A 25,965-nucleotide genomic window follows, 5' to 3' on the forward strand; every position below is an offset into this window, starting at 1 on the left:
AATTAAATATGGCACGTAAACAACGTTTTCGTGAAGAAGAAGAAGCAGCGGTTGATATGACGCCAATGCTTGACATCGTATTTATCATGCTTATTTTCTTTATCGTAACTACATCGTTCGTTAAAGAGGCTGGTATCGAGGTCAATAAACCTAAAGCGGCTCAAGCTACTAAGCAAAAAAATGCTAACATTTTTATTGCTATTCGTAGTAACGGCGAGATCTGGATTGATAAACAGCAGGTTGATGTTGAACGTATTTCAGCAAAAATCGAAAGTTTATTAGCAGAACAACCTACTGAAGTTGTAATTTTGCAAGCTGATAAAGAAGCAAAACACGGCGTAGTGGTTAAAGTTATGGACCAGATTAAAGCGACGGGTGATAACCTGAGAATTTCAATAGCTGGAGATCAGTAATGATTCGTTTTCTGTTTTCACTGATTGCAGGTGGGGCAGTTACTTTCGGCTTGTTCTACTTCATGGCATTCCTCATCTCTGGTGGGGCTGACCGTAATACGGAACAAAAAGAGCAGATCATAGTCGAAATAATGACGAATCCGCCTGAATCTAAGGTGCAGGAGAGGAAGCGTGTACCGCCTCCTCCTCCGCCACCGCCAAAGCAGCCGCCTAAACCGCAGCCGCCACAGCCGGAAAATAATAATCCAAATCCTGGTGCTATGTCATTTAATATGGGAAGCATTGATGTTGGTAGTTCGGCAGGTGGACTAAGTGGTCCTGGTGCATTTGGACGAGATGGTGATGCGACACCTATCGTTCGTATAGAACCAAAATATCCAACGCAAGCAGCACGTGATGGTAAAGAAGGTTGGGTTCAACTTTCATTCACAATTGATGAGCTAGGTGGAGTAACTGACGTTGAAGTAATTGACGCAGAACCGAAACGTATCTTTGACCGTGAAGCTAAACGTGCACTGCGTAAGTGGAAGTACCGTCCTAAGATCATTGACGGAAAACCACAGAAACAACCAGGTTTACAAGTTCAATTAGACTTTAAACTTAACCAAGGCAACTAAGGAGGCGAGTAATGAGAAATTTTTCTAAAGTAACTGCTCTTGCAATTCTTATGTCTGTGTCGGGTGCTACTTTAAGTGCATCTGTTTTAGCAGCGCCGGATTACGCAAAGATTGAAGAGCGTAAAAAAGCAAAAACTAAAATCATGGGCGAGCGTACTGGTAAAAAAGTAATTAAAGCATTTGATTTGTACAACGAAGAAAAAGTTGATGAAGCAATTGTTTTGCTTAGAGAAATCGAGCCTTCGAATGACTTTGATAAAGCGACCGTAAATCGTTACTTAGGTAGCATGTACGCTCAAAAAGAAAAGTATGACGAAGCGATCAAGTACTCTAAGCAAGCCGTTGCACCTGATGTTTTAAACTTTGCTGATCAAGAACAAACTCTTAAGTTGTTAGGTGACTTATACGCTGGTACAGAAAAGTTCCAAGAAGCTAAAAAAGCATATGTAGCTTGGATGGACTTTACCGGTGAAGAGGACCCTACGGTTTATACACGTATTGCTCAAGCTAACTATCAGTTAGAGCAATACCGTGATGTTTTTGAACCAGCAGATAAGGCAATAAAACTTCAAAAAGAGCCTAACAAAGGCCCTTACCAATTAAAACTTGGCGCATACTTTGAGCTTAAAGATTATGCAAACATGGTTAAAATTGGCGAAGAAATTGTTCGTGTATGGCCTGATGATAAAAAAGCTTGGGTTAGCTTAGGTAAGTATTACCTACAAACTGAAGATTATTCTAAAGGTTTAGCAACTATGGAAGTTGCATACAAGAATGGTTACTTTGAAAATGAAGTTGAGTATAAAGTCTTATCTAACTTTTACTCTCTAAATGAGATCCCTTATAAAGCAGCTGTAACGCTAGAAAAGGCCATTAAGAGTGAAAAAGTAGAACGTACAAAGCAGAATGTTAGCGCGATTGCGAGTAATTACCATCGTTCTAAAGATTTAGAAAAAGCTGCTAAGTACTACGAAGATGCTGCTAAATTTGATGACGACGCTGAGCTTTACCGCAAAGCAGGTTCATTACTTTTACAATCTGAAAAATTCAGTGCTGCTATTGTTCGCTTGAACAAAGCATTAGAGCTTGGCTCTGACAAAAAAGGCACAATTTATTCAGATTTAGCTGAAGCGTATTACTACCAAGGTAAGTATAAGCAAGCATATGCTGCAATTACTAAAGCTATGGATGACCCTCGCACACGTAAGTTTGCAAAAGGTTGGTCTACATATATTAAAGATAAAGCCGCTCGCAACGGTGTTAAAATTTAATTTTAATTAGCTTAAGCAACTTATAAAAAGCCCCTCTGGGGCTTTTTTTATTGGAACTACTATGTATAAAAAGCTCTTTTTATCATCACTACTGTGCCTATTTTTAGCTGCATGTTCAAAGCAGCCTCAACCTTATGAGTCGTTTGAGGACGCACAAGTCGCTTTAAAAGCTTTAAACATGGCGCTTGTACAAACAGGTGCTACTAAAGGCAATAACATTGAAAAAGATCAATTGGTTTTCTCTGATGCTTACTTAACAAAACGCCATACTATTTATCAGAGCCTAATGGGTATGGAGCTTAATCTAAATCAAATTGCGCAAGTAAACTATTTGGTAATTGCAGAGCGTTTCCCTGAACGCTACTTTAATTGGCCAGCCCAAGTAAATGTTTTAGAAAACATGCTCGCTTTTGAAGGCTCAAAAAACACACCGGATAATGTTATTACTTGGCTCAAGTTAACCCAAGATACCCTAGACAGTGCTCAACAAAGCAATTTAAAGCTGAACAAGGTTGAACTTACATTGTTACAAAGCTATGTATTAAGTGCGATAGCAAGTAACGATGTTCAACCAGCGCTTAAAAGCCATATAAGAGCTTTTAGCGATTATTTAGCTAGTTATAAGCCAAGAGGAAGTGTGGGTCTAAGAGGTCTGCCAAATGGCACTCAGTGGTATCAGAGCAAACTTAATTACTTTAGTGGCGAAGTACATTCACCGTTAGAATGGGTTACTCTTTTAAACGAAAAAATAAAAGTATTAGATCGTGTTGCATTAGACAGTAAGCTGCCAACTTCTCACCAAAAATCGTTTTTAGTTCAGTATTTATCTGATGAAAAGTTAATAGAAGGCTTAGATTGGCAGGCTAACTATCAAGACTTACCTGCAATGGCGAGCGCTATGGATATGTCTCATAAAGATAAAACATTGATGCTTGCGATGATGGAATCAGATATAGGTATTCACTACCATGCGTGGACTTTGCCTCAAGCAAAGGTAAACCTTATAAAGCGCCTACAAATGAGTCCAGAAGAGGCCCAGTACTTGGTTGAAGATATAATTCTCTACCCAGGGCAATCATTTAGCTTTATACAACACATTATATAATGATTTGAAAGTGCGCTTATTGTGCGCACTTTGTACACCGTTGAGTTGCGGGGTCTAGTTCAAGTGACTTAGCTGATATTTTTTCTTCACAATCACAGCAGTAGCCATACTGGCCAATTTCTATTTGACTTAGTGCGGCTTCTAGTTTGGTCATGCGACTGATTAAAAGTGTATACTCAGGGCCTAACTTCTCTGCTGCGCAGTCTAACCATTCATTATTTGCTGTATCAGCTAAAATTTGTATTAAATGGTGATGTGCAGGGTAAGCTGATTTAGAAAGCATGGTTAATATATTTAATTTAACTTGTGCTATTTCATCGTTAAGTCTTTTTTGATGATGCATTATCAGTACAACCTTATTAAATGGGCTTTACGTTATTCTGATATTATCTAGAGTCTTTAAGTTAGTCGTTATGATTTGAATCAAGTTGAGGTGCTTTGGCATATTTATTTAATACGCTCGCCACATCTTCTTTACTTTTTAAACGTCTGATTTCATCAAACAAATCGATAGCTTGCGGGTACTGGCGTTTTAGATAACCAAGCCACTGTTTAGTACGTGAAGCAAAGTATTTTTCATCCTTCGCGGGGTCTTGATGAATAGCTGAGTGAATTAAGTGATAAATAATATGCTCCCACTCAAGGCTATCATATTGCTCATTATTTACATGAGCTTTAATTTTTTTTGCTAAATCAGGGTGCGAAAGGGCGCCACGACCAAGCATTAAATCAGTGCACCCACTTCGTTTTTGACAAAGCATTGCGTCCTCTACTTGCCAAATTTCACCATTGGCAACAACTACAATATTCTTACCTTTTATTATTGGTGGAATTTTTTCCCAATAAGCTGGCGGGTTATAACCATCTCGTTTGGTTCTGGCGTGAATAGCTACACTATTTGCACCTGCACTTACCACAGCATCAACAATTTCTTGGCTGTTACTGTCATCATCAAAGCCTAAGCGAATTTTTGCACTTACTTCATGTTTATCATCTACAGCATCTCGGACTGCTTTAATAATCGTATACATATGGTCAGGGTCTTTAAGCAGTACAGCCCCCCCTCGGCTACGATTAACTGTTTTTGCTGGGCAACCAAAATTTAGGTCGACCCCATGGGACCCTAATGCGATTGCTCTTATTGCATTTTCGGCTAATGGATTTGCTTCTTGACCGAGTAATTGAACACGCACAGGAGTACCTGCTCGTGTAAATCCATTATTATGTAGTTCAGGGCAAAATCGATGAAAAACTTTGTCAGGTAAGCATGTTTCAACCACTCTTACAAACTCTGTAACGCACAAATCGAACCCACCAATGTCTGTGAGTAATTGGCGCATTTTAAAATCAACGACACCTTCCATAGGTGCTAAAACAAGTTTCATAAAGAGATTAATTTTGATAAAAAACTGGAGGCATAGTCTACCTGTAAATCACACATTGATAAATCTGTAATTACCGCCCATATTTGATGTATAAATTGCAAAAGTAAATATTATGAAAATAAATGAAAGTTTTTATTTTTGTACGGGTCTACTTAAGCATACAAGCAATTTAAAAATACATTTTTATTGCTGAGATTTACAATCCTTGATTAAAGAGAGTCATAAAATGAATACAGTTAAAAAAAATACAATCGCGTTAACTTTAGGTGCAGTAGTAGTTGGCTCTGCAAGTTTTGTATCTGCAGATGTACAAGCTAACCCATTTGAGTTTCAACAACTAGTAACAGGTTACCAATTAGATGCTGCAGAAGGTAAGTGCGGTGAAGGCAAATGTGGTGGCGACGCAAAAGATAAAAAAGAAGGCAAATGCGGCGAAGGCAAATGTGGCGGCGATGCAAAAGGTAAAAAAGAAGGTAAATGCGGCGAAGGCAAATGTGGTGGCGACGCAAAAGATAAAAAAGAAGGTAAATGCGGCGAAGGTAAGTGTGGCGGCGATGCAAAAGACGCAAAAGCTAAAACAGAAGGCAAATGTGGTGAAGGTAAATGTGGCGGCGACGCTAAAAAAACTAAAAAAGAAGGTAAGTGCGGCGAAGGTAAATGTGGTGGCCGTTAATATCTTATTCTAAATAAGTTATGCTAAAAGGGCCCTAAGGCCCTTTTTTGTTAAGTTAGAGGTAGTTATGATACAAACTCAAAGTAAAGATTTTGGGATGGTGGGCCTTGGCCTACGACGAGAAATGCTTGATGAGCTGCTTGAGCATGTACCTAATCAAGTAGACTTTTTAGAAGTTGCGCCAGAGAACTGGTTAAAACTGGGTGGACGCTTTAAAAAGCAATTTAAAACATTAACCGATGCTAATAATTTTGTGTGTCATGGATTATCACTGTCTATCGGTTCTCCCGAACCTCTTGATGTTGAATTTGTTAAGTCTTTAAAAGTGTTTTTTGAAGAGCACAATATAAAAATTTTTAGTGAGCACTTAAGTTACTGCTCCGGTACAGGGCATATGTATGACTTAATGCCCATTCCATTTACACAAGATGCCATAGCACATGTTGTACCTCGCATTAAACAAGTTCAAGACATACTAGAGCAGCAAATTGCGATAGAAAATGTTTCCTATTATGGTGCTCCTGGACAGCAATTATCAGAGCTTGAATTTACGAATATTATTTTAGAGCAAGCTGACTGCAAGCTTTTACTTGATGTGAATAACATTTATGTTAATTCGATAAATCATGGCTACAACGCGCAAGCATTTTTAACTGGGTTACCCTCTAATCGTATAGCCTATGGGCATGTTGCTGGCCATTATAATGAGGCTGATGACTTAATTGTTGATACACATGGCGCTGATGTGATTGATCCTGTTTGGGAGCTACTCGATAAAGCATACGAAGTGCATGGCGTATTTCCAACCTTGCTTGAGCGCGATTTTAATATTCCTACCATGAATGTTTTAACCAAAGAGTTAGATATAATTCATGATCTACAAGCTAAACACTTTGATTCAACTGTTTCAAAACAACGAGCTTAATATAAGCCTTTATCAACATTAAAAGAGTGCCTAGTTATGAGCTTTATTGAAATACAAAACGAATTTATGGCGCATATTCGCGAGCCTCAAAAAAATAAAAAGCCCAGCGGTATCGAAGACAGGCGTATGGCTATTTATCGCGACCTATTTTTTAATAACATTGAAGGTTTTATATTATCAGGTTTTCCGGTATTAAAAACGTTATATACCCAGAAGCAATGGCAAGCCCTCGTACGCCAGTTTTTTAGCGAATATGATTGTCATTCGCCGTACTTTTTAGACATAGCAGGGGAGTTTATTAATTACTTATCAAGTGATTATAAAATGAAAAAATACGATCCCGTGTTTATGCTTGAGCTTGCCCATTATGAATGGGTAGAGCTAGATGTATCCATTGCACACGAAGATGAGCAAGAGAAAAAATTACAAACAACAGCGCTCACTAGTTCAGCTTTATATTTATCGAAAACGGCAAGAAATTTAAGTTATCAATTTCCGGTTCAAAATATTAGCAATCGCTTTAAACCAAAAGAGCCATCACCTCAGCCTAATTATTTTGTTGTATATAGAGACGAAAATGACGACGTTCAATTTCTGGCTACGAATGCGATGACAGCTTTGCTATTGTCAATCATAGAGGCAAGCGAAGGCGCGACATTTGACAACGTCTGCCAACAGGTATTAGCTCATGCACCACAATTTAATGCAGAGCAAATTACTCAAGGTGCACTGGTTACTCTTAATGCTATGGTTGAACGAGGGGTAATTGTGACAAAAAATCAAGACTAAGGTCTTTATTGATGATTTTACATCGTCTATTATGGCAGCCTTATTTGCCGTGCTTAATAAAAGGTTGTACCAATGTCAGATGATAAAGACTTTAAAGATCCGTTCAACGCTACTTACTTTCTTGCTTTTTTAGCTGTATTTGCAGGGATTGGTTGTTTAAATGCAATATTAGGCTGGATCACTAGCTTAACGTAAAATGTATAGCGTGTATTAAGGCTGTTGCTAACTTCAGCCTTGAACCACTTTATTTTAATTACCCCGTCCATATTTAATACTTCTTTTATAATAACGCCAAACTCGCAATTAAAGGTTAGTTAAGGTTATAATCACCTGCTTTGTAATATAAACAATTGAGCAGTTAAAATTATGACTCAAGTAACACCAGCAATTATCAAAAACAGCATAACTACAATTGCTGATTATCCAAAAGCGGGCATTATGTTTCGCGATGTAACCACTTTAATGGCAAATCCAGAAGCCTTTAAAGCAACTATTGACGCGTTTATCGCAGAATATAAAGATCAGGGCTTTACTAAAATCATAGGCACAGAATCACGTGGTTTTATTTTTGGTGCGCCATTGTCTTATGCGTTAGGCATTCCGTTTATTCCAGTACGTAAACCAGGTAAGTTACCACGCGAAGTTATTCGCCAAGATTACTTACTTGAGTACGGTGAAGACACGCTAGAACTGCATGTAGATGCAATTGTACCTGGCGACAAAGTATTACTAGTTGATGACTTATTAGCAACTGGTGGCACAATTGAAGCCACTGCTAAGTTAGTTAATAAACTAGGTGGCGAAGCCACAGATGCAGCATTTGTTGTATCACTACCAGAACTTGGTGGCGAGCAGCGCATCAAAAAAATGGGTATTAAAATCCTAAAATTGGTTGAATTCGAAGGCGAGTAATCGATGAGTTATCAGGTTCTAGCGAGAAAATGGCGTCCTCAAACCTTTCATGAATTGGTTGGGCAGTCTCATGTTAAGCAAGCGCTTGTAAATGCGCTTACGCAAAATAGACTGCATCACGCTTATTTATTCACTGGAACCCGCGGTGTAGGTAAAACCACCATTGCACGTATTTTTGCTAAAAGCTTAAATTGCGATGAAGGTATATCTGCAAATCCGTGTGGACAATGTAGCAGCTGTTTGGATATAGAAGCAGGGCGCTACATTGACCTACTCGAAATAGATGCGGCTTCTCGTACAAAAGTAGAAGACACTCGCGAAATACTTGATAACGTTCAATATGCACCAACTCGTGGACGTTATAAAGTATACCTAATCGATGAAGTTCACATGCTTTCTAAGCACAGCTTTAACGCGCTTTTAAAAACGCTTGAAGAGCCACCAGAGCATGTGAAATTTTTATTGGCGACCACCGATCCTCAAAAATTACCAGTTACTATTTTATCTCGCTGTCTACAATTTAACTTAAATGCCTTGTCGCAAAGTGAAATTAAAACACAGCTTGAACACGTACTTACTCAAGAGCAGCTTAGCTTTGATACCGATGCACTTAGCATTATTTCAAAAGCCGCTGATGGCAGTATGCGTGATGCACTTAGCTTAACCGACCAAGCTATTGCGCAAACAAATGGTGATATTAATAATCAAGCAGTACAAACAATGCTTGGTTTAATGGATACTCATTATAGCCAAAGCTTGCTCGCAGCATTACTTGCACAAGATGGCGCTGCGTTAATGGATGAGATTGCGCAGGTGGCAAGTCGTAATCCTAATTATGTGGCATTGCTTGATGATTTAATTGCACTTACACATTTAACACAACTAACCCAGTTAGTGCCTGAAGCGGCAGGGCTAGATGAAAAAAATGTAGATTATATTGCTCATGTTGCACAACATACGAGCCCACAACAAATTCAAATTTATTATCAGTTACTGTTAAATGGTAAAAAAGATTTACAATGGGCACCAGAGCCTCGCTTAGGTTTTGAAATGATTATGCTAAGATTATTAGCATTTAAGCCTACAGACGCGCAACAAACTGTACACACAGCAAACGAAGAGCCGGCCCCAAATAAACAAGGCCGCGCAAATGCACTGCGAGATATATTAAATAAAAATAAAACATCGCAAAACACCGTAGCTGGCCAAAGCAGTACTCCAGTAAATAATATTAAGCCAGTTAGCAATGCAGAGCAGCCTAAAGCCGTTGAGATAGAGCCTTCAGCTAACGCTGCCGCTCAGTCATTAAATAATGAAGTCGTGCAAAGTAATAATGAGCCTGCCCAAGTTGCAGTAGAGCAACCGGTTCAACAAAGTGAAAACGCTTCAAAGCAACAGGCTTTAGCTAAAGAGCAACCACAAATCAATGTTGTTTCAGATGCTCAAGCCCAGCGACAAAGTGAAGATGAAGCTTATATGCTCCATAGTGATGCTGAACAAACGCTGGCCTCGCAATTTGACGATATAATGAGTAGCGCTGTAGATCAGGGTTTTAAACCTGCACCTACTGCAAACTCAGAGTCTTCACCAGAGCCCTTAACAAATCACAATGCAAGTACGCCAATAGCTGAACAAGAAGCGCAGGCGCAATCTGCCATTGCTCGTATTTTACGTGACAGAAACATATCCGGTGCGGGTAGGTTATCAAGCAAGAGTACAAGCACCTCTGCAAATAATGTAGCAGCGCAGCCAAACCAAGCGCCCGCTAAAAAGCCAGAACATCACGCAAGAATGCCTAAAGCTCAAAGTGTTAACCAAGATAGCACCGCTGAAAATACAAACGAGCTCAACAGCGTTACAAACGTAGCACCTAGCGATCCCCCACCTTGGGTGAATGATAGTGCAGGTGCAAGTGAAAAAAAGCATGAGCTCCCACTAACAGGGAGCGAAAGCCAGGCACATGGTCACGCTAATACAAAACCAGCACGAAAAATTGATTTTAAAGAAAAGCATCAAACAATTACCGAAAATCTAGCGCCAGAGCTACTTGAGCAAATAAATCCTCAAAAAGTGCCTGAAGCAGCGCCCGAGGAAATTAGCATTCCCGTGCCTGATGATTTTCAAAGTCCAATTAGTGAAATTAGATTTGCACATCAACAAGATGAATGGGCTTATTTAATTAAACGTATGGGACTGGGTGGTCGTATGCGCCAATTTGCGTTGCATTCAATATTTACCAAGCAAGGCAACAGCTTACATATAGACGTTGATGAATCACAAAAGCATTTAGATACACCGATGCTTCGCCAAAGATTAGATGCCGCATTGTCGAGTATTTATGAGCATAACGTGTCGTTAAGTATTAATTTTGCTAAGGGAGTTATTGATTCTCCTTATCTTATTCAGCAAAAAATAGATGCAAGACGTCAACAACAAGCAATCGATGTGATCACATCGGATGAAAACATAGTACAATTTCAGCAAGTATTTAGCGCCGAAATTGACGAAAACAGTATTCAGGCATTGTAATTACTTACAATCGCCCTTATGTTCATGTTAATTAATGTATTAAAAGAAAGAGAGAAAGTTATGTTTAAAGGTGGAATGGGCAACATGATGAAGCAAGCGCAGCAAATGCAAGATCGCATGCAAAAAGCCCAAGACGAAATCGCAACTCTTGAAGTTGTTGGTGAAGCCGGTGCAGGTTTAGTTAAAGTAACTATGCTTGGTAACCACAATGTACGTCGTGTTCAGCTTGATGAAAGCTTGATGGAAGACGACAAAGACATGATTGAAGACTTACTTGCAGCAGCATGTAACGATGCTGTTCGCCGAGTTGCAGAAGAAACACAAGAGCGTATGGGTAAAGTAACTGGCGGTATGCAATTACCACCAGGTATGAAAATGCCGTTTTAAGTCAATAATGCAACTTTCAGATAGTTTAAATCAGCTTATAGAAGCACTGCGCTGTCAACCTGGCATTGGTCCAAAGTCAGCGCAACGTATTGCTTTTCACCTGCTTGAGCGCGACCGAAAGGGAGGCACTCAGCTGGGCAATGCACTCACTAAAGCAATGACCGCCATAGGGCACTGTCAGTCTTGTCGTACTTTTTGCGAACAAGCTCAGTGCGATATTTGTTTAAGTACAAAACGCCAAGACAGCGGTATATTATGTGTTGTTGAATCGCCTACTGATGTGCTTGCCATCGAGCAAACAGGTCAGTATTTAGGTCTATACTTTGTATTAATGGGGCACTTATCGCCAATAGACGGTATTGGTCCTAAAGAGATTGGCTTAGATGTTTTAGAGCAAAAGCTTGCTCAAGGCGATATTAATGAGGTTATTTTAGCGACTAACCCTACCGTTGAAGGCGATACTACCGCACATTATATTGCTCAGCTTTGTCATAAATACAAAGTAGGCGCTTCACGTATTGCCCATGGTATTCCTGTGGGAGGTGAGCTTGATTTAGTAGATGGTAGAACACTTATGCATGCCTTTAGCGGCAGGCGCCTAGTTACTCAAGACTAGCTCTAAGTCACTATTTGAAAACAAATTACCAAAGCCTACATGATTAAATCATGTAGGCTTTTTCGTTTTTAAGGTAAGCTTAAAAACAATCTAATTTATTTTTGGGCTATGTCTCTAATTAGTAAGGAATACAATGAAAGATAACCAACCCTATCAAGGTGCATTACTGGGTAGTAAGCGTTTTTTACCGCTTTTTATTACGCAGTTTTTCTCAGCGATAAACGATAACGTGTATAAGCAATCAGTGCTTATTCTATTAATATTTCAGGCTGCAACGCTTGCAGATGGCGCACTTTATTCAAATATTGCTGCTGGGTTATTTATTCTTCCGTTCTTTTTATTTTCAGGGATGGCAGGGCAGCTTGCAGAAAAAACAGAAAAATCAAAATTGATTAGAATCGTAAAACTATGTGAAATCCCTATTATGGTTGTAGGGGCAGTTTCTATTTTAACGCAGTATGTGTGGCTAATGTTAGCCACCGTATTTTTAATGGGCGTGCAAAGTACGTTTTTTGGTCCATTAAAATATTCTATTTTACCGCAGCACGTAGCACCGAATGAATTAACAAAAGCGAATGGTTTGGTTGAATCAGGCACGTTTGTGGCGATACTAATGGGTACAATTTTTGGCACTTATTATATTACTCAATCAGTAGGGCCTACGCTTATAAGTATTGCAGTATTAGTATTGGCCGTGATGGGTTATGTGAGCAGTCGCTTTATACCCACTAGTGAAGCAAACGAGCCTAACTTAAAATTTACCTATAATATATTTTCATCGACAAAAAACGTATTTTCAGCACTTAATTCGCAAACAGAATCGGTTGGTAAATCAGTACTTGGGATCAGTTGGTTTTGGTTAATTGGCGCCATCGTTTTAACGTCCCTACCAAATTATGTAAAACACACAATGGGCGGCGATGAACTGGTTGTAACTAGCGCGCTTGTTGTGTTTTCACTAAGTATTGCTATTGGTTCGTTACTGTGTGAAAAGCTTTCCCGCTCTCGAATAGAATTAGGAATTGTGCCTTTTGGCGCGATCTTAATTACCTTGTTTTTATACTTACTGAGCCAAGAGCCAGCCATTAGCTCTTATTTACCTCAAAACCTTGAGTTATTGACGCTTCAGGAGCTATTAAAAACAGGCGATATGGTGTGGCACTTTGTATGGATGGCAGGCATTGGTATTGGCTCTGGTTTTTACACTGTACCGCTGTATGCGCTTATTCAACAGCGTACTGAAGAGTCGAGTCGCTCACGAGTTATAGCGGCTAACAATGTATTAAATGCACTGTTTATGGTGGGCAGTGCTGTTTTAAGTATTGTAACGCTGTCTGTTTTTCAGTGGAGTATTTCAGAGTTGCTACTGTTACTTGCCGGGCTAAACTTACTTATCTCTGTTTATATTTATACCAAAGTACCAGAGTTCTTTTTACGATTTATTATATATATTTTAGCTATTTGTATGTACAGAGTGCGTACAAAAGGTGAAAGTAATATACCTGATGCAGGCGCTGCGGTTGTCGTGTGTAATCATGTCAGCTTTGTTGATTGGATGTTTATTTTAGCCGCATCACCAAGGCCTATCCGGTTTATGGTATTTGCCCCTATTTATTATTCGCCGGCCCTACATTGGTTATTTAAAATGGCTAAGGCTATTCCCATTAACAGTGAAAAAACCAATCCAGAAGCGTTTAAAAAAGCCTTTGATGAAGTAGCTGCTGCGCTTAATAAAGGCGAACTTGTTGGTATTTTCCCTGAAGGAAAACTAACCAGTGACGGCTCAGTGGATATTTTTCGCCGTGGAATCGAGCGCATTATTGAGCGCTCACCTGTGCCCGTTATTCCTGTGCACTTAGGTGGTTTATGGGGCAGCATGTTTAGTCGTAAAGCTAAGTGGCAATTGCCTCGATTAAAATGGTCTTTGGTGTCGGTTGCAGTCGGTGCCCCGATTGCTGCTGATAAAGTAGTAGCAGATGATTTACGTGAAAAAGTATTGGCTTTAAAAGCGCTTCATTCAAAAGATAGTGACTAATTTAATGATTAACTTAATGGCTAACTCAACATCGCAAACACCTTCAGAACAACCCATTATAGTTGATGATTTTGTAGCCCCTAAGTGCGACGGGTTTATTGAAATATTATATCAAGATGACGATATTTTACTGTTCAATAAACCCAGTGGACTATTAAGCTTATCAGGTGAAAATCCGCTTAATTGGGACTCAGTGCATTACCGCTTAGTAAATGGTCAAAAGGGCTTAACAGCTGCATTTGCAGAGGCTAAGTTACCGCATCGGCTAGATTTGGGCACATCGGGCATTATGATTGTTGGGTTAAACGCGATTGCGTCAAAGCACCTTAATAAGCAATTTCAAGCGCGTACTATTCAAAAGCGTTATGTAGCCATGTTAGAGGGATGCTTGGCTGTTGATGAAGGGCAAATTACTGCGCCAATTGCAAAAGATAAACTGCTTTTTCCGCGTGTTAAAATTTGCCAATCGACAGGTAAAACAGCGCTGAGTGAATATGAAGTACTTGAGCGGCTCAGGCAGCCGTGCAGAACCTTAGTGCAATTTACACCTATTACTGGGCGTACCCATCAATTACGAATACACAGCCAGTTTATAGGGCACCCAATTTTAGGCTGTGATTTATATAAAAGTGCGCAAAGTGAACATATGGCACGGCGGTTACAATTACATGCCAGCGATTTATATTTTGAACATCCAACAACTGGTGAAAAGATTCATATTAATTGTCCGCATTCGTTTTAAACAAATTAATGGTTCTTTGTTTTCGTTTCACCTTTTTTAAATTTTTCCCTTGAAGTTCTAACACCTCACCCCATATTAAGTGCATAACGCAGACACTTTGCAAATTGGAGATATATAAATGACTGCAGCACAAAAAGAAACATTAGGCTTTCAAACAGAAGTAAAACAATTATTAAACTTAATGATTCATTCTCTTTATTCTAATAAAGAAATATTTTTACGTGAGCTTGTGTCAAATGCATCAGACGCAGCAGACAAGTTACGCTTTTTAGCATTATCTCAAGGTGACCTTTATCAAGGTGATGCCGATTTACGTGTTCGTATTAGTGCAGATAAAGAAGCAAATACAATTACCATTTCAGATAATGGTATCGGTATGACGCGCGATGAAATCATTAGCTCATTAGGTACTATTGCAAAGTCGGGTACTGCTGAGTTTTTCAAAAACTTAACGGGTGATCAAAGTAAAGATTCACAGTTAATTGGTCAATTCGGTGTTGGTTTTTACTCAGCATTTATTGTTGCTGATTTAGTCACTGTTCGTACACGCAAAGCCGGTGAAACAACCGCTTATGAGTGGGAATCTCAAGGTGAAGGCGAATACACACTTCAAGAAATTGAAAAAGAAGGCCGTGGTACCGACATTATTTTACATCTTCGCGATGAAGAAAAAGAATTTGCTGATGACTGGCGCCTACGTAGTATCGTTACTAAATACTCTGATCACATCTCAACGCCAGTACAAATGTTTAAAGCAGAAGTGCCTGAATCTGAAGGCGAAGACGGCGAAAAAATTCCAGCAGTACCAGGTGAGTGGGAAAGCATTAACCGCGCGACTGCATTGTGGACACGCGATAAATCAGAGCTTTCTGATGATGAATACAAAGAGTTTTACAAGCATGTTAGCCATGATTGGGAAGAGCCACTTAGCTGGGCACATAATAAGGTTGAAGGTAAAACTGAATACACTAGCCTTTTATATATTCCTAAAAAAGCACCTTTCGACTTATGGAACCGTGAACGTCAAAGTGGTTTAAAACTTTACGTACAACGTGTGTTTGTAATGGATGATGCTGAGCAATTCATGCCAAGCTACCTTCGCTTTGTAAAAGGCTTACTAGATTCAAACGATTTACCACTGAACGTATCTCGTGAAATTCTACAAGACAACAAAGTAACGCAAGCTATTCGTAAAGGGTGTACATCGCGTATTATTAAAATGCTTGAGCGTATGGCTAAAAACAAAGCTGACGATTACCAAGTATTTTGGAATGAGTTTGGTCAAGTAATGAAAGAAGGCCCAGCTGAAGATGCTGCCAATAAAGAAGCTATTTGTAAGCTACTTCGTTTTTCTTCGACACACACTGATTCACAAACACAAGATGTGTCGCTTGAGCAATATGTTGAACGCATGAACGAAGGCCAAGACAAAATTTACTACGTAGTAGCTGATACATTCACCGCTGCGAAAAACTCACCGCATTTAGAGATTTTCCGCAAAAAAGGCATTGAAGTATTACTACTAAGTGACCGTGTTGACGAGTGGATGATGAGTCACCTAACTGAATTTGCTGATAAGCAACTACAGTCGATCACACGTGGTGACTTAGATTTAGGTAAGCTTGACGACGAAGAAACTAAAAAAGCGCAAGAAGAGTCTGAAAAAGAAATGGCTGGCCTTGTTGAACGTATTAAAACAGCACTAGGTGATGACGTTAAAGAAGTGCGCTTTACGCACCGCTTAACAGATTCTCCAGCATGTGTTGTAAGCGACGACAACGACATGAGCTCACAAATGCAGAAGCTAATGGAGTCTGTTGGTCAAGCAGCCCCTGAAGCAAAACCTGTGTTTGAGCTAAACCCAGAGCATCAACTTGTTAAGCACTTAAATGATGAACAAGATGAAGATAAGTTTGCGCAGTGGTCACACGTTTTACTAGATCAAGCGCTACTTGCAGAACGCGGTACACTTAAAGATCCAACAGGATTTGTTACTCGCTTAAATAAATTGATGCTTGAACTAAGTAAATAAGCAAATAGCTATTTACTCAGTTAATAAAGTATAAATTATGTACTTTAAATAAAAGGGAACGTGTGTTCCCTTTTTTAATGCCCTGTAAACACCCCAACGGCTCATCAATTAGTATAAGTTGCTTGAGTATCGGCGGCGCTTGTGGAAGAATTCAGGCTTTAAAATAAATATCCATACTAGGGGACAATAATATGCGCATTATTCTTTTGGGCGCGCCGGGTGCAGGTAAAGGTACTCAAGCTCAGTTTTTAATGGACAAATACGGTATTCCACAAATTTCTACTGGCGATATGTTACGTGCGGCAATTAAAGAAGGCACGCCACTGGGTCTAGAAGCAAAAAAAGTAATGGATGCTGGTCAACTAATTTCTGACGATATTATTATTGGTTTAGTTAAAGAGCGTATTACTAAAGCGGATTGTGAGAAAGGTTTTTTACTTGATGGCTTCCCGCGTACAATCCCACAAGCGGATGCAATGAAAGAAAATGGCGTAGTGGTTGATCACGTTATTGAATTTGACGTGGCTGATGAAGTCATTGTTGAGCGTATGGGCGGACGTCGCGTTCATCCTGGTTCTGGTCGTGTTTACCACGTTGTTTATAATCCACCAAAAGTGGAAGGTAAAGACAACGAAACTGGTGAAGACTTAATTGTTCGCGCTGATGATACTGAAGAAACAGTACGTAAACGTTTAGGTATTTACCACGAGCAAACTATGCCATTGGTTGATTACTATCAAGCAGAAGCGGCTGCTGGTAATACTCAATACCATAAACTAGATGGTACACAAGCTGTTGAAACTGTTAGCCAACAACTTGGTGAACTTTTAGGTTAATTATAAAAGCACATTAAAAAACCGCCAATTGGCGGTTTTTTGTTTTAAGGCTATTTAGCATTGCTTAATTAGTGCTACTTAATGGACTTTACAATGTTTTAAGTTTCTCAATTACGCTGTTGTATTCTGGTTCAGTTGAAAGGCTACTAACTAACTGTTTATAAATGACGTTATGGCTTTCATCTAAAATAAAGACTGTTCGCGTTAGTAAGCCCATATCTTTAATAATCAATCCGTATTTCTGACCAAAATCACGCCAAACAGAATCTGATAACGTAGTGATTTTATCGATATTTTCAGCTTTGCAAAAACGCTTTTGAGCAAATGGTAAATCAGCACTAATTGTTAGCATAACTACACTTGGGAATTGTGAGGCTACTTTTTCATTAAAGTGCTTAGTTTGCAGGCTACAAATGCCGGTATCTAGGCTGGGTACTACACTTATTAATACAGCTTGGCCTTTATAATCCTCAAGTGCCACTGGAATAAAGTTGTCATCAACAACTTTAAAGTTTGGCGCACTATCTCCAATTGAGATACCTTGACCTAATAAAGTGACTGGTTTGCCTTGTGCGGATACTTTTCCTGCATCAAGCGTGTTTTCTGGGTAGTCGGCTGCAATAGCCACAGAACAAAATGCACTCAAAGCAAAGGCAAGTGAACGTAACATAAGGTATTTCCTTTTAAATTAACGCAATGGGCGTCAGTGTATTATACTGGGCTTTAGTTACCAAGTGATTAAACCTGCTTAATAGAGTGGGTATTAGCTCTGAAATATAAAAATTGTAACTATGCTAAACTTTGATTAACATGAAGTTACAAAAGATATCTTCAATAATAAAAATAAAAACCATCATAAAATGATTTTAATGCTCATTACTGGTTTAGAAACAGAGAGATAATATGTCAACATCGGTATTAATATGTGATGACTCGAAATTAGCTAGGCGTCAGCTAGCTCGCTCATTACCTGAAGATTGGGACATTAAAGTTGAATTTGCACTTGACGGCGTTGATTGTATAAAGCAAATAAAGTTAATTGAACCAGAGATACTTTTTCTCGATTTAAACATGCCAGAAATGGACGGTTATGAAGTTTTAATCGCTATGAAAGAACAGGGGCTTAATATTCTCACTGTTGTTGTCTCTGGTGATATACAACCAAGTGCACACCAAAGAGTGCTTGAGCTTGGTGCTATCGATTTTATTCAAAAACCATGTTCTCCCGAAAAACTAGCCAGCATAATTGAACACCATGGGATTAAAGATAAAGCCATGCGTGAGCGTCTCTCTCATTCGCTAGGAGAGCAAGTCGACCCTGATGTTCGGGATATATACCAAGAGCTAACTAACGTTGCTATGGGGCAGGCTGGGGATTTACTTGCACGTCTTCTTAATGTATTTGTAGAGTTACCAATTCCTAATGTGAATATTTTGGAAGTTAATGAACTCGACATGGCGCTGCAGTCTATAGATAATAACGCAGCTACATCGGGTGTGTGCCAGGGCTTTATTGGCGGTGGTATTTCGGGCGAGGCGCTATTACTTTTAAATGATTCAAGCTTTAAAGAAATAGCTTCTTTGATGAACTATGACGGCGAGTTAAACGATAAAGTTGAACTTGAGCTGCTTATGGATATTAGTAATATTTTGATAGGCGCTATTTTAACGGGTCTTTCAAAACAGCTCGATATGTCATTTAGCCAAGGGCACCCGATTGTACTTGGCCAACACAGAGATGTATCTGAGTTGGTTAAATCAAACAAGTCACGTTGGCAACGCACCCTTGCAATAGAGATTAGTTACGGTATTGAAAACCATGATATAAATTGCGACCTCATGCTGTTATTTACTGAAGATTCACTTAAAACTTTGAAATACAAAGTTGCTTACCTATTAGAAGATTAAGTTATGGCCGCTGATTTAGAAATGAATGAGATCCATTGGTTAATGGATATGTTTAATACCGTTGATGTAGGCCTTGTGGTACTCGATAGGGATTATAAGGTGTGTGTATGGAATGGTTTTATGGAAAACCATTCAGGGCTTCTACCAAGCGCAGTAAAAGATAAAGATCTATTTGATTTATTTCCTGCAATAGACGAAAAATGGTTTAGAAGTAAATCTGAGTCGGTTTTTGTTTTAAAAAACCGCTCTTTTACGATTTGGGAGCAGCAGCCATACATTTTTAGGTTTAAAAATTATCGACCTATTACTGGTAAAGCTGATTACATGTATCAAAATGCGACATTCATCCCTCTTACCAATACGATGGGCGAAGTTAGCCACATTTGTATTATTTTGTATGATGTAACAGATGTCGCGGTAAATAAAAAAGAGCTTGAAGAGTTAAATAAAAAATTAGAACAAGTAAGTCAAACAGATAGCTTAACGCAGCTTGCAAACCGTGGACACTGGGAAGGTACGCTACGCCAAGAGTTTTTAAGAGTTAAGCGAAGTGGTGGCTGTAGTACATTATTAATGTTTGATATTGATCACTTTAAAAAAATAAATGATGAATATGGTCATAGCTGTGGTGATGAATCGCTTCGTCACTTATCTAACTTACTACGTACGACGCTGCGCGAGACTGATGTTGCAGGGCGCTATGGCGGTGAAGAGTTTGCAGTGACATTGCTTGATACAGATAAAGAAGGCGCTTTTGTATTTGCTGAGCGTTTAAGGGTATTGATTGAAACTAACCCTGTTAAGTATAAACACTTTGAAATAACAATGACGGTAAGTATAGGGCTGGCTGGTAGCAGTAATGATTTTAAAAATCATGAGCGCTGGATAGAGGCTGCAGATAAAGCACTGTACCAGTCTAAAAATACAGGGCGAAATAAAGTAATAGCCTACGAAGATATAAAAAATGACGCTTAAGCGTCATTTTTTATATCCAGAATTTAGGGTTAAATAAAACCGTGTTTTTTTACAATCTGCTGAGCAAATCCAATCAGTATGGAAATTGTATTGCCCTTCATTATTGTGTTGTGTGTCGAGAGTCATCTATTGGGCATTGACCAATCATTGAAACCTCACCAGAATTTGACTCTTGCTCTAGTTTTACTTTAAAGCCCCATAATCTGTAAAGATGCTTAAGCACTTCCTCGTGCGAGTTTGCTAAAGGAATATTGTTATGAGGTACATAGCGTAGGGTTAATGAACGGTCACCTCTAATATCAACATCATACACTTGAATGTTAGGCTCATGATTACTTAAATTGTACTGCGCTGAGAGTGCTTCTCTCACTGCCTTATAGCCGTTGTCGTTATGTATTGCGCCAATTTCTAGATGGGGATTATTAGTATGGTCAATAATAGTAAATAATTTAAAATCACGAATTAACTTAGGCGATAAAAACTGGCTAATAAAACTTTCATCTTTAAAGTTTTCCATTGCAAAATGCAGTGTATCTAGCCAGTTACTACCTGCATATTCAGGAAACCAGCGTTTATCTTCTTCAGTTGGGTGTTCACATATTCTGCGAATATCAACCATCATATTAAAGCCTAAAGCATATGGGTTAATGCCTGAATAATACTTACTGTTATAAGGTGGCTGATAAACTACGTTGGTGTGGCTTTGTAAAAACTCTAACATGAAAGAGTCGGTGAGCTTTCCCTCATCATATAAGTGATTAAGGATGGTGTAATGCCAAAAAGTTGCCCAGCCTTCGTTCATTACTTGAGTTTGCTTTTGTGGGTAAAAGTATTGCGAAATTTTACGAACAATACGCATCACTTCACGTTGCCAAGAATCGAGTAATGGGGCATTTTTTTCAATAAAATACAAAATATTTTCTTGAGGTTCGGAAGGGAAATGGCGAACTTTCTTTTTGGTTTCTTGCTGTTGCTCAGGAATAGTTCGCCATAATTCGTTTACTTGCGATTGAAGGTAGTCTTCGCGCTCTTGTTGGCGTTTTTGCTCTTCAAATAGCGATATTTGTTGTGGACGTTTGTAGCGATCGACCCCGTAATTCATTAATGCATGACATGAGTCGAGTAGGGCTTCTACTTGTGTAATACCATGCTTTTCTTCACAGCGGCTTATGTAGTTTTTAGCAAATACCAAGTAATCAATAATTGAACCTGCATCGGTCCAGGTTTTAAATAAGTAATTACCTTTAAAAAATGAGTTATGTCCGTAACACGCATGTGCCATTACAAGCGCTTGCATAGGTAGGGTGTTTTCTTCCATTAAGTACGCAATACAAGGGTCTGAATTTATCACTATTTCGTAAGCGAGACCCATTTGTCCGCGCTTATAATTTTGCTCTGTTTGAATGAACTTTTTACCGTACGACCAATGACTGTAGCCAATAGGCATACCAACGCTTGAATAAGCATCCATCATTTGCTCTGCGGTTATTACTTCAATTTGATTAGGGTAGGTGTCTAACCTGTAGTGAGCTGCAACACGGGCAATTTCACCTTGGTACTCATCTAATAAATCAAAGGTCCAATCTGGGCCATCACTCAATCGTTTATCATTCATAATGTTACCTCGCTTTAGGCTATGCAGAGTTTTGCTGTTGACGACCTTTTTTAAATAGCTCCCTAAAAATTGGGTAAATATCTTCAACGCTTTGGATATGCTGTATAGCGAAATTATTATGGCTGTGTGTTATAGATTCATATTCGCGCCATAGACTTTGATGAGCACGAGTGGTTATTTCAATATAAGCAAAATAGCGTACTGCGCTTAAGAGCTTATTACGTAATATTTCACCACACTGCGGGGTGTCGTCCGCCCAGTTATCGCCATCAGAGGCTTGTGCGGCGTATACATTCCACTCGTTTGCGTGATAACGCTCTTTTATTATTTCGTTCATTAATTTAAGTGCGCTCGAAACAATAGTGCCACCAGTTTCTTGAGAGTAAAAAAACTCTTGTTCGTCTACTTCTTTAGCTTGTGTGTGGTGGCGAATATAAACAACTTCTATGTCTTTATAACTGCGCGTTAAAAATTGATAGAGCAAAATATAAAAACGCTTTGCCATGTCTTTTGTTGGCTTATCCATTGAGCCTGACACATCCATAATACAAAACATCACGGCTTTGCTGGTGGGGTGAGGGCGCTTTTCGTAATTACGAAAACGTAAATCGTAGTTATCAATAAACGGAACCGACTTAATTTGCACTTTTAATGCTGCAATTTCTTTTTGTAATAAAGCAATTGCCGCTTTATCGTTATGTGGACCAGCAAGCAGCAGAGCAAGTTGTTCTTCGAGCTCTTTTAAACGGCGTTTTTTACCTGCACTCATGGCAACACGCCGTGCAAGCGAGCCTTGAAGAGAGCGTACAATGTCAATATTACTTGGCATGCCGTCGCTACAAAATCCTGCGCGATGGGTTTTCATTTGCACTAACTTATCAAGTTGGTTTTCTTGTAAGTTAGGAAGTTCTAGATCTTCAAATAGTAAATCAAGGTATTCATCTTTTGATATTGAAAATACAAACTCATCTTGTCCCTCGCCCGAATCGCTGGCGTCACCTTCACCGGCACCACCGCCTTGTCCGCCTTTAGGGCGCTCAATTTTATCACCTGTAGAAAACTGATCGTTACCAGGGTGAATTTGTTCTCTATTCCCGCCTTGCCCTTGATGAAATGTAGGTTCGCTGATATCGCGTTGTGGAATAGAAATACTCTCACCAGAGCTTGAATCGGTAACGCTGCGTTTGTTAATCGCATCTGAAACCGCTTCTTTAATTTGTTTTTTATAGCGCCTAATAAAGCGCTGGCGATTAAGCGTACTTTTATTTTTTCCGTTTAAACGCCTATCTATAAAATGCGCCATATTGACCTCCTATATACTACGACTATGAAGGTTATTGCGATTTTCTAACCCGTAAATACCACTCAGAAAGCAAGCGAACTTGTTTTTGTGTATAGCCTTTTTCGACCATACGGTTCACAAAGTCTTCGTGCTTTTGCTGATCCTCTGCAGACGTTTTAGTATTAAACGAAATAACAGGGAGTAAATCTTCGGTATTAGAGAACATTTTTTTCTCAATCACCGTGCGTAGTTTTTCGTAGCTTGTCCATAGTGGGTTTTTACCGTTGTTGTGTGCACGGGCACGCAGTACAAAGTTCACTATTTCATTACGAAAATCTTTAGGATTAGAAATACCCGCTGGCTTTTCTATTTTTTCAAGTTCAGCGTTTAGCGCTGCGCGGTCAAATAGTTGCCCTGTATCGGGGTCGCGATATTCTTGGTCTTGTATCCAAAAATCTGCATAAATAACATAACGGTCAAAAATATTTTGTCCGTATTCTGAGTACGATTCTAGATAAGCGGTTTGCAGTTCTTTACCTATAAACTCGACATATTGTGGAATTAAATAGCCTTTTAAAAAGCTTAAATAACGCTCTTCTATTTCACTTGAAAATTGCTCGCGCTCTATCTGTTGCTCAAGCACATAGAACAAATGCACCGGATTTGCAGCAACCTCAGTGGTATCAAAGTTAAACACACGGGACAAAATTTTAAACGCAAAGCGGGTAGAGAGCCCCGTCATACCTTCATCAACCCCTGCGTAATCACGATACTCTTGATACGATTTTGCTTTAGGGTCGGTGTCTTTTAGGGTCTCGCCATCGTATACCCGCATTTTAGAATAGATACTTGAATTTTCTGGCTCTTTTAAACGTGATAGCGTCGTAAATTGCGCCAATGTTTTGAGTGTACCCGGTGCACATGGCGCGTTGTATAGCTCGCTGTGCTCAAGTAATTTGTCGTAAATTTTAATTTCTTCAGTTACACGTAAGCAATAAGGGACTTTTACAATATAAACACGGTCTAAAAATGCTTCGTTGTTTTTATTGTTTTTAAAGGTTTGCCACTCAGACTCATTAGAGTGAGCGAGGATCATGCCATTAAAGGGCAGGGCGCTAATACCTTCTGTGCCGTTATAGTTACCTTCTTGGGTGGCGGTAAGTAAAGGATGCAGCACTTTAATAGGCGCTTTAAACATTTCTACAAATTCCATCAGCCCTTGGTTAGCTAAACATAAAGAGCCAGAGTAGGCGTATGCATCAGGATCGTTTTGGGCAAAGTGCTCAAGCTGGCGAATATCGACCTTACCAACCAGTGCTGAAATATCTTGGTTGTTTTCATCTCCTGGTTCGGTTTTGGCAATGCCTATTTGGTTTAAAATAGAAGGGTAGCGTTTAACCACTCTAAACTGGCTAATATCACCATTGAATTCTTTTAAGCGTTTGCCAGCCCAAGGCGACATAATGGTTTTTAAGTAGCGCGGTTTAATACCGTATTCTTTGCTGAGTACGTCTGCATCTTCGATAGGATCAAACAAGGAGAGGGGGTGGTCGTTTACAGGAGACCCTTTAATTGAATAAATAGGCACTTGTTGCATTAAATACTTTAGTTTTTCAGCAATGGATGATTTACCCCCACCAACAGGTCCAAGTAAATAAAGCACTTGTTTGCATTCTTCAAGCCCTTGGGCGGCGTGTTTTAAATAAGAGACTACTTGCTCAATGGCGTCTTCCATACCATAAAAATCAGCAAAGGCAGGGTAGCGTGCAACTACTCTATTAGAAAATAACCGGCTTAGTCGTGCATCCGTTGCGGTATCTACCATGTTTGGTTCGCCAATTGCCATGAGTAGGCGTTCTGGTGCGCTGGCGTAGGCAGACTTATCGGTTTTACAAATCTCAAGAAATTCAGCGATACTGTATTCTTCTTCCTGTGCCGCTTCGTATCGTGCTTGGTAATGCTCAAAAATCGTCATAATAACCTCCGAAACCCGCTGTAAAAAGGTGCTTACCTTTTAAAGTCTAGTCACGAATGTGTATTTTTGTGCAATAAAATTAAAAATTTAAGTGAAAAAAGATCATGTTACTAAAAGCGTTTTATTAAATGATGAGGCGCTTAGGTGTGATAAACAAGAAACAAAAAAAGACGCCTAAGCGTCTTTTTTACATTAGCGTTTAAAGGCTAATTAAGCGAAGTTAGCGTTCGCGAATTCCCAGTTAACAAGCGACCAAAAACCTTTAAGGTAATCTGGACGAACGTTACGGTAATCGATGTAGTAAGCGTGTTCCCATAAATCCACTGTAAGGATTGGAGTAACGCCATCATCAGTTAATGGTGTAGCAGCGTTAGATGTATTAACGATGTCTAGTGAACCATCAGCAAGCTTAACTAACCACGTCCAGCTTGAACCAAAGTTATTTACTGCTTTGTCATTTAATGCATCTTTAAACGCATCAAAAGAACCCCATTTAGCGTTGATTGCATCAGCAACTGCGCCAGTAGGCTCGCCGCCGCCGTTTGGAGATAAGCTGTTCCAGTAAAAAGTATGGTTCCAGATTTGTGCTGCGTTGTTAAATACGCCGCCTTCTGATGAACATACGATCTCTTCTAGAGATTTGTTTTCAAACTCAGTACCAGGGATTAAACCATTAAGCTTAACCACGTATGTGTTGTGGTGTTTGCCATGGTGAAACTCTAGCGTTTCTTTTGAAATATGTGGCTCAAGTGCGTCGATTGCATATGGTAGTGACGGTAGTTCAAATGCCATTTTTTTATCTCCATCTTCTTTGGTTGATAGTCCATTTGGTAATACGTAATGCCTGTTGAAACAGAGCAGTTACCTATACCAAGCGGTAATATAGTGTTACTATAATTGTTGAGTATTTTACTCAAGTTTAAGCAAACAGCAATGCTATTGC

25 protein-coding genes are annotated in these 25,965 nt (G+C 39.3%); 18 read left to right on the top strand and 7 right to left on the bottom strand.

Going from position 1 to position 25,965, the window contains the following annotated elements:
• Positions 1 to 8 precede the first annotated feature (8 nt).
• The 4 genes from H5118_RS08820 to H5118_RS08835 all read left to right on the top strand — a co-directional run bounded on the left by H5118_RS08820 (position 9) and on the right by H5118_RS08835 (position 3,406).
• Positions 9 to 413, top strand: a complete 405-nt coding sequence (locus H5118_RS08820; RefSeq protein ID WP_002961710.1) for a biopolymer transporter ExbD — start codon at positions 9 to 11, stop codon at positions 411 to 413.
• Positions 413 to 1,030, top strand: coding sequence for an energy transducer TonB (locus H5118_RS08825; RefSeq protein ID WP_024603667.1), 618 nt, complete (start codon positions 413 to 415; stop codon positions 1,028 to 1,030). The genes H5118_RS08820 and H5118_RS08825 overlap by 1 nt, the downstream gene beginning before the upstream one ends.
• Positions 1,031 to 1,041: 11 nt before the next feature.
• Positions 1,042 to 2,301: a lipopolysaccharide assembly protein LapB gene (locus tag H5118_RS08830; protein WP_002961712.1), complete on the top strand. Its 1,260-nt coding sequence runs from the start codon at positions 1,042 to 1,044 to the stop codon at positions 2,299 to 2,301.
• A 61-nt stretch (positions 2,302 to 2,362) separates the two neighbouring features.
• Positions 2,363 to 3,406, top strand: coding sequence for a hypothetical protein (locus H5118_RS08835; RefSeq protein ID WP_182748532.1), 1,044 nt, complete (start codon positions 2,363 to 2,365; stop codon positions 3,404 to 3,406).
• Between the two features lie 16 nt (positions 3,407 to 3,422).
• Here the strand turns inward: H5118_RS08835 and H5118_RS08840 are convergent, their stop codons facing one another.
• Positions 3,423 to 3,749 carry a conjugal transfer protein TraR gene (locus H5118_RS08840; RefSeq protein ID WP_182748534.1) on the bottom strand — a complete coding sequence of 109 codons (327 nt, stop codon included), beginning with the start codon at positions 3,747 to 3,749 and terminating at the stop codon, positions 3,423 to 3,425.
• A gap of 61 nt (positions 3,750 to 3,810) precedes the next feature.
• Positions 3,811 to 4,791, bottom strand: coding sequence for a tRNA-dihydrouridine synthase (locus tag H5118_RS08845; RefSeq protein ID WP_182748536.1), 981 nt, complete (start codon positions 4,789 to 4,791; stop codon positions 3,811 to 3,813).
• Positions 4,792 to 5,017: 226 nt separating this feature from the next.
• Here H5118_RS08845 and H5118_RS08850 point away from each other — a divergent pair, with 226 nt between their 5' ends.
• The 12 genes from H5118_RS08850 to adk all read left to right on the top strand — a co-directional run bounded on the left by H5118_RS08850 (position 5,018) and on the right by adk (position 17,267).
• A complete protein-coding gene (locus tag H5118_RS08850; RefSeq protein WP_182748537.1) occupies positions 5,018 to 5,464 on the top strand; it encodes a hypothetical protein in 447 nt (148 codons plus the stop codon).
• Between the two features lie 67 nt (positions 5,465 to 5,531).
• On the top strand, positions 5,532 to 6,389 hold the full coding sequence (locus H5118_RS08855; protein WP_024596352.1) for a DUF692 domain-containing protein: 858 nt from the start codon (positions 5,532 to 5,534) through the stop codon (positions 6,387 to 6,389).
• 36 nt (positions 6,390 to 6,425) lie between these two features.
• Entirely contained in the window at positions 6,426 to 7,178 is a 753-nt protein-coding gene (locus H5118_RS08860; RefSeq protein WP_182748539.1) for a DUF2063 domain-containing protein, read from the top strand.
• Positions 7,179 to 7,250: 72 nt separating this feature from the next.
• Positions 7,251 to 7,373 carry a hypothetical protein gene (locus tag H5118_RS20605; protein WP_002962301.1) on the top strand — a complete coding sequence of 41 codons (123 nt, stop codon included), beginning with the start codon at positions 7,251 to 7,253 and terminating at the stop codon, positions 7,371 to 7,373.
• 171 nt (positions 7,374 to 7,544) lie between these two features.
• Positions 7,545 to 8,090: an adenine phosphoribosyltransferase gene (apt, locus tag H5118_RS08865; RefSeq protein WP_002962303.1), complete on the top strand. Its 546-nt coding sequence runs from the start codon at positions 7,545 to 7,547 to the stop codon at positions 8,088 to 8,090.
• Positions 8,091 to 8,093: 3 nt separating this feature from the next.
• Positions 8,094 to 10,619: a DNA polymerase III subunit gamma/tau gene (gene dnaX / locus H5118_RS08870; RefSeq protein ID WP_182748541.1), complete on the top strand. Its 2,526-nt coding sequence runs from the start codon at positions 8,094 to 8,096 to the stop codon at positions 10,617 to 10,619.
• 60 nt (positions 10,620 to 10,679) lie between these two features.
• Positions 10,680 to 11,006: a YbaB/EbfC family nucleoid-associated protein gene (locus H5118_RS08875; protein ID WP_002962306.1), complete on the top strand. Its 327-nt coding sequence runs from the start codon at positions 10,680 to 10,682 to the stop codon at positions 11,004 to 11,006.
• A 7-nt stretch (positions 11,007 to 11,013) separates the two neighbouring features.
• Positions 11,014 to 11,622: a recombination mediator RecR gene (recR, locus tag H5118_RS08880; protein WP_002962308.1), complete on the top strand. Its 609-nt coding sequence runs from the start codon at positions 11,014 to 11,016 to the stop codon at positions 11,620 to 11,622.
• A 133-nt stretch (positions 11,623 to 11,755) separates the two neighbouring features.
• Positions 11,756 to 13,657 carry an MFS transporter gene (locus tag H5118_RS08885; protein ID WP_182695639.1) on the top strand — a complete coding sequence of 634 codons (1,902 nt, stop codon included), beginning with the start codon at positions 11,756 to 11,758 and terminating at the stop codon, positions 13,655 to 13,657.
• 4 nt (positions 13,658 to 13,661) lie between these two features.
• On the top strand, positions 13,662 to 14,399 hold the full coding sequence (locus H5118_RS08890) for an RluA family pseudouridine synthase (protein WP_182748543.1): 738 nt from the start codon (positions 13,662 to 13,664) through the stop codon (positions 14,397 to 14,399).
• A gap of 118 nt (positions 14,400 to 14,517) precedes the next feature.
• Positions 14,518 to 16,431, top strand: coding sequence for a molecular chaperone HtpG (gene htpG / locus H5118_RS08895; RefSeq protein WP_024596357.1), 1,914 nt, complete (start codon positions 14,518 to 14,520; stop codon positions 16,429 to 16,431).
• A gap of 191 nt (positions 16,432 to 16,622) precedes the next feature.
• Positions 16,623 to 17,267, top strand: a complete 645-nt coding sequence (gene adk / locus H5118_RS08900; protein ID WP_002962321.1) for an adenylate kinase — start codon at positions 16,623 to 16,625, stop codon at positions 17,265 to 17,267.
• Positions 17,268 to 17,355: 88 nt separating this feature from the next.
• Here adk and tpx read toward each other — a convergent pair whose 3' ends face one another.
• On the bottom strand, positions 17,356 to 17,937 hold the full coding sequence (gene tpx, locus H5118_RS08905; RefSeq protein ID WP_182748545.1) for a thiol peroxidase: 582 nt from the start codon (positions 17,935 to 17,937) through the stop codon (positions 17,356 to 17,358).
• A gap of 233 nt (positions 17,938 to 18,170) precedes the next feature.
• Between tpx and H5118_RS08910 the strand changes: the two genes are divergently transcribed.
• Together H5118_RS08910 and H5118_RS08915 are read left to right on the top strand one after the other, a co-directional pair.
• Positions 18,171 to 19,175 (top strand): response regulator, encoded by a 1,005-nt coding sequence (locus H5118_RS08910; protein ID WP_024590825.1) that lies wholly within the window; start codon positions 18,171 to 18,173, stop codon positions 19,173 to 19,175.
• A gap of 3 nt (positions 19,176 to 19,178) precedes the next feature.
• Positions 19,179 to 20,150 carry a diguanylate cyclase gene (locus H5118_RS08915; protein ID WP_024592692.1) on the top strand — a complete coding sequence of 324 codons (972 nt, stop codon included), beginning with the start codon at positions 19,179 to 19,181 and terminating at the stop codon, positions 20,148 to 20,150.
• A gap of 100 nt (positions 20,151 to 20,250) precedes the next feature.
• Here H5118_RS08915 and H5118_RS08920 read toward each other — a convergent pair whose 3' ends face one another.
• The 4 genes from H5118_RS08920 to H5118_RS08935 all read right to left on the bottom strand — a co-directional run bounded on the left by H5118_RS08920 (position 20,251) and on the right by H5118_RS08935 (position 25,814).
• On the bottom strand, positions 20,251 to 21,765 hold the full coding sequence (locus H5118_RS08920) for a SpoVR family protein (protein WP_182748547.1): 1,515 nt from the start codon (positions 21,763 to 21,765) through the stop codon (positions 20,251 to 20,253).
• Between the two features lie 19 nt (positions 21,766 to 21,784).
• On the bottom strand, positions 21,785 to 23,068 hold the full coding sequence (locus tag H5118_RS08925) for a YeaH/YhbH family protein (RefSeq protein ID WP_182748549.1): 1,284 nt from the start codon (positions 23,066 to 23,068) through the stop codon (positions 21,785 to 21,787).
• Positions 23,069 to 23,099: 31 nt separating this feature from the next.
• Positions 23,100 to 25,022 carry a PrkA family serine protein kinase gene (locus H5118_RS08930; RefSeq protein ID WP_182748551.1) on the bottom strand — a complete coding sequence of 641 codons (1,923 nt, stop codon included), beginning with the start codon at positions 25,020 to 25,022 and terminating at the stop codon, positions 23,100 to 23,102.
• 210 nt (positions 25,023 to 25,232) lie between these two features.
• On the bottom strand, positions 25,233 to 25,814 hold the full coding sequence (locus H5118_RS08935; protein WP_002960323.1) for a superoxide dismutase: 582 nt from the start codon (positions 25,812 to 25,814) through the stop codon (positions 25,233 to 25,235).
• Positions 25,815 to 25,965: the final 151 nt, after the last annotated feature.

The sequence above is a fragment of the Pseudoalteromonas sp. SR41-1 genome, assembly GCF_014164015.1.
In the GTDB taxonomy this organism is placed as follows: domain Bacteria; phylum Pseudomonadota; class Gammaproteobacteria; order Enterobacterales; family Alteromonadaceae; genus Pseudoalteromonas; species Pseudoalteromonas distincta.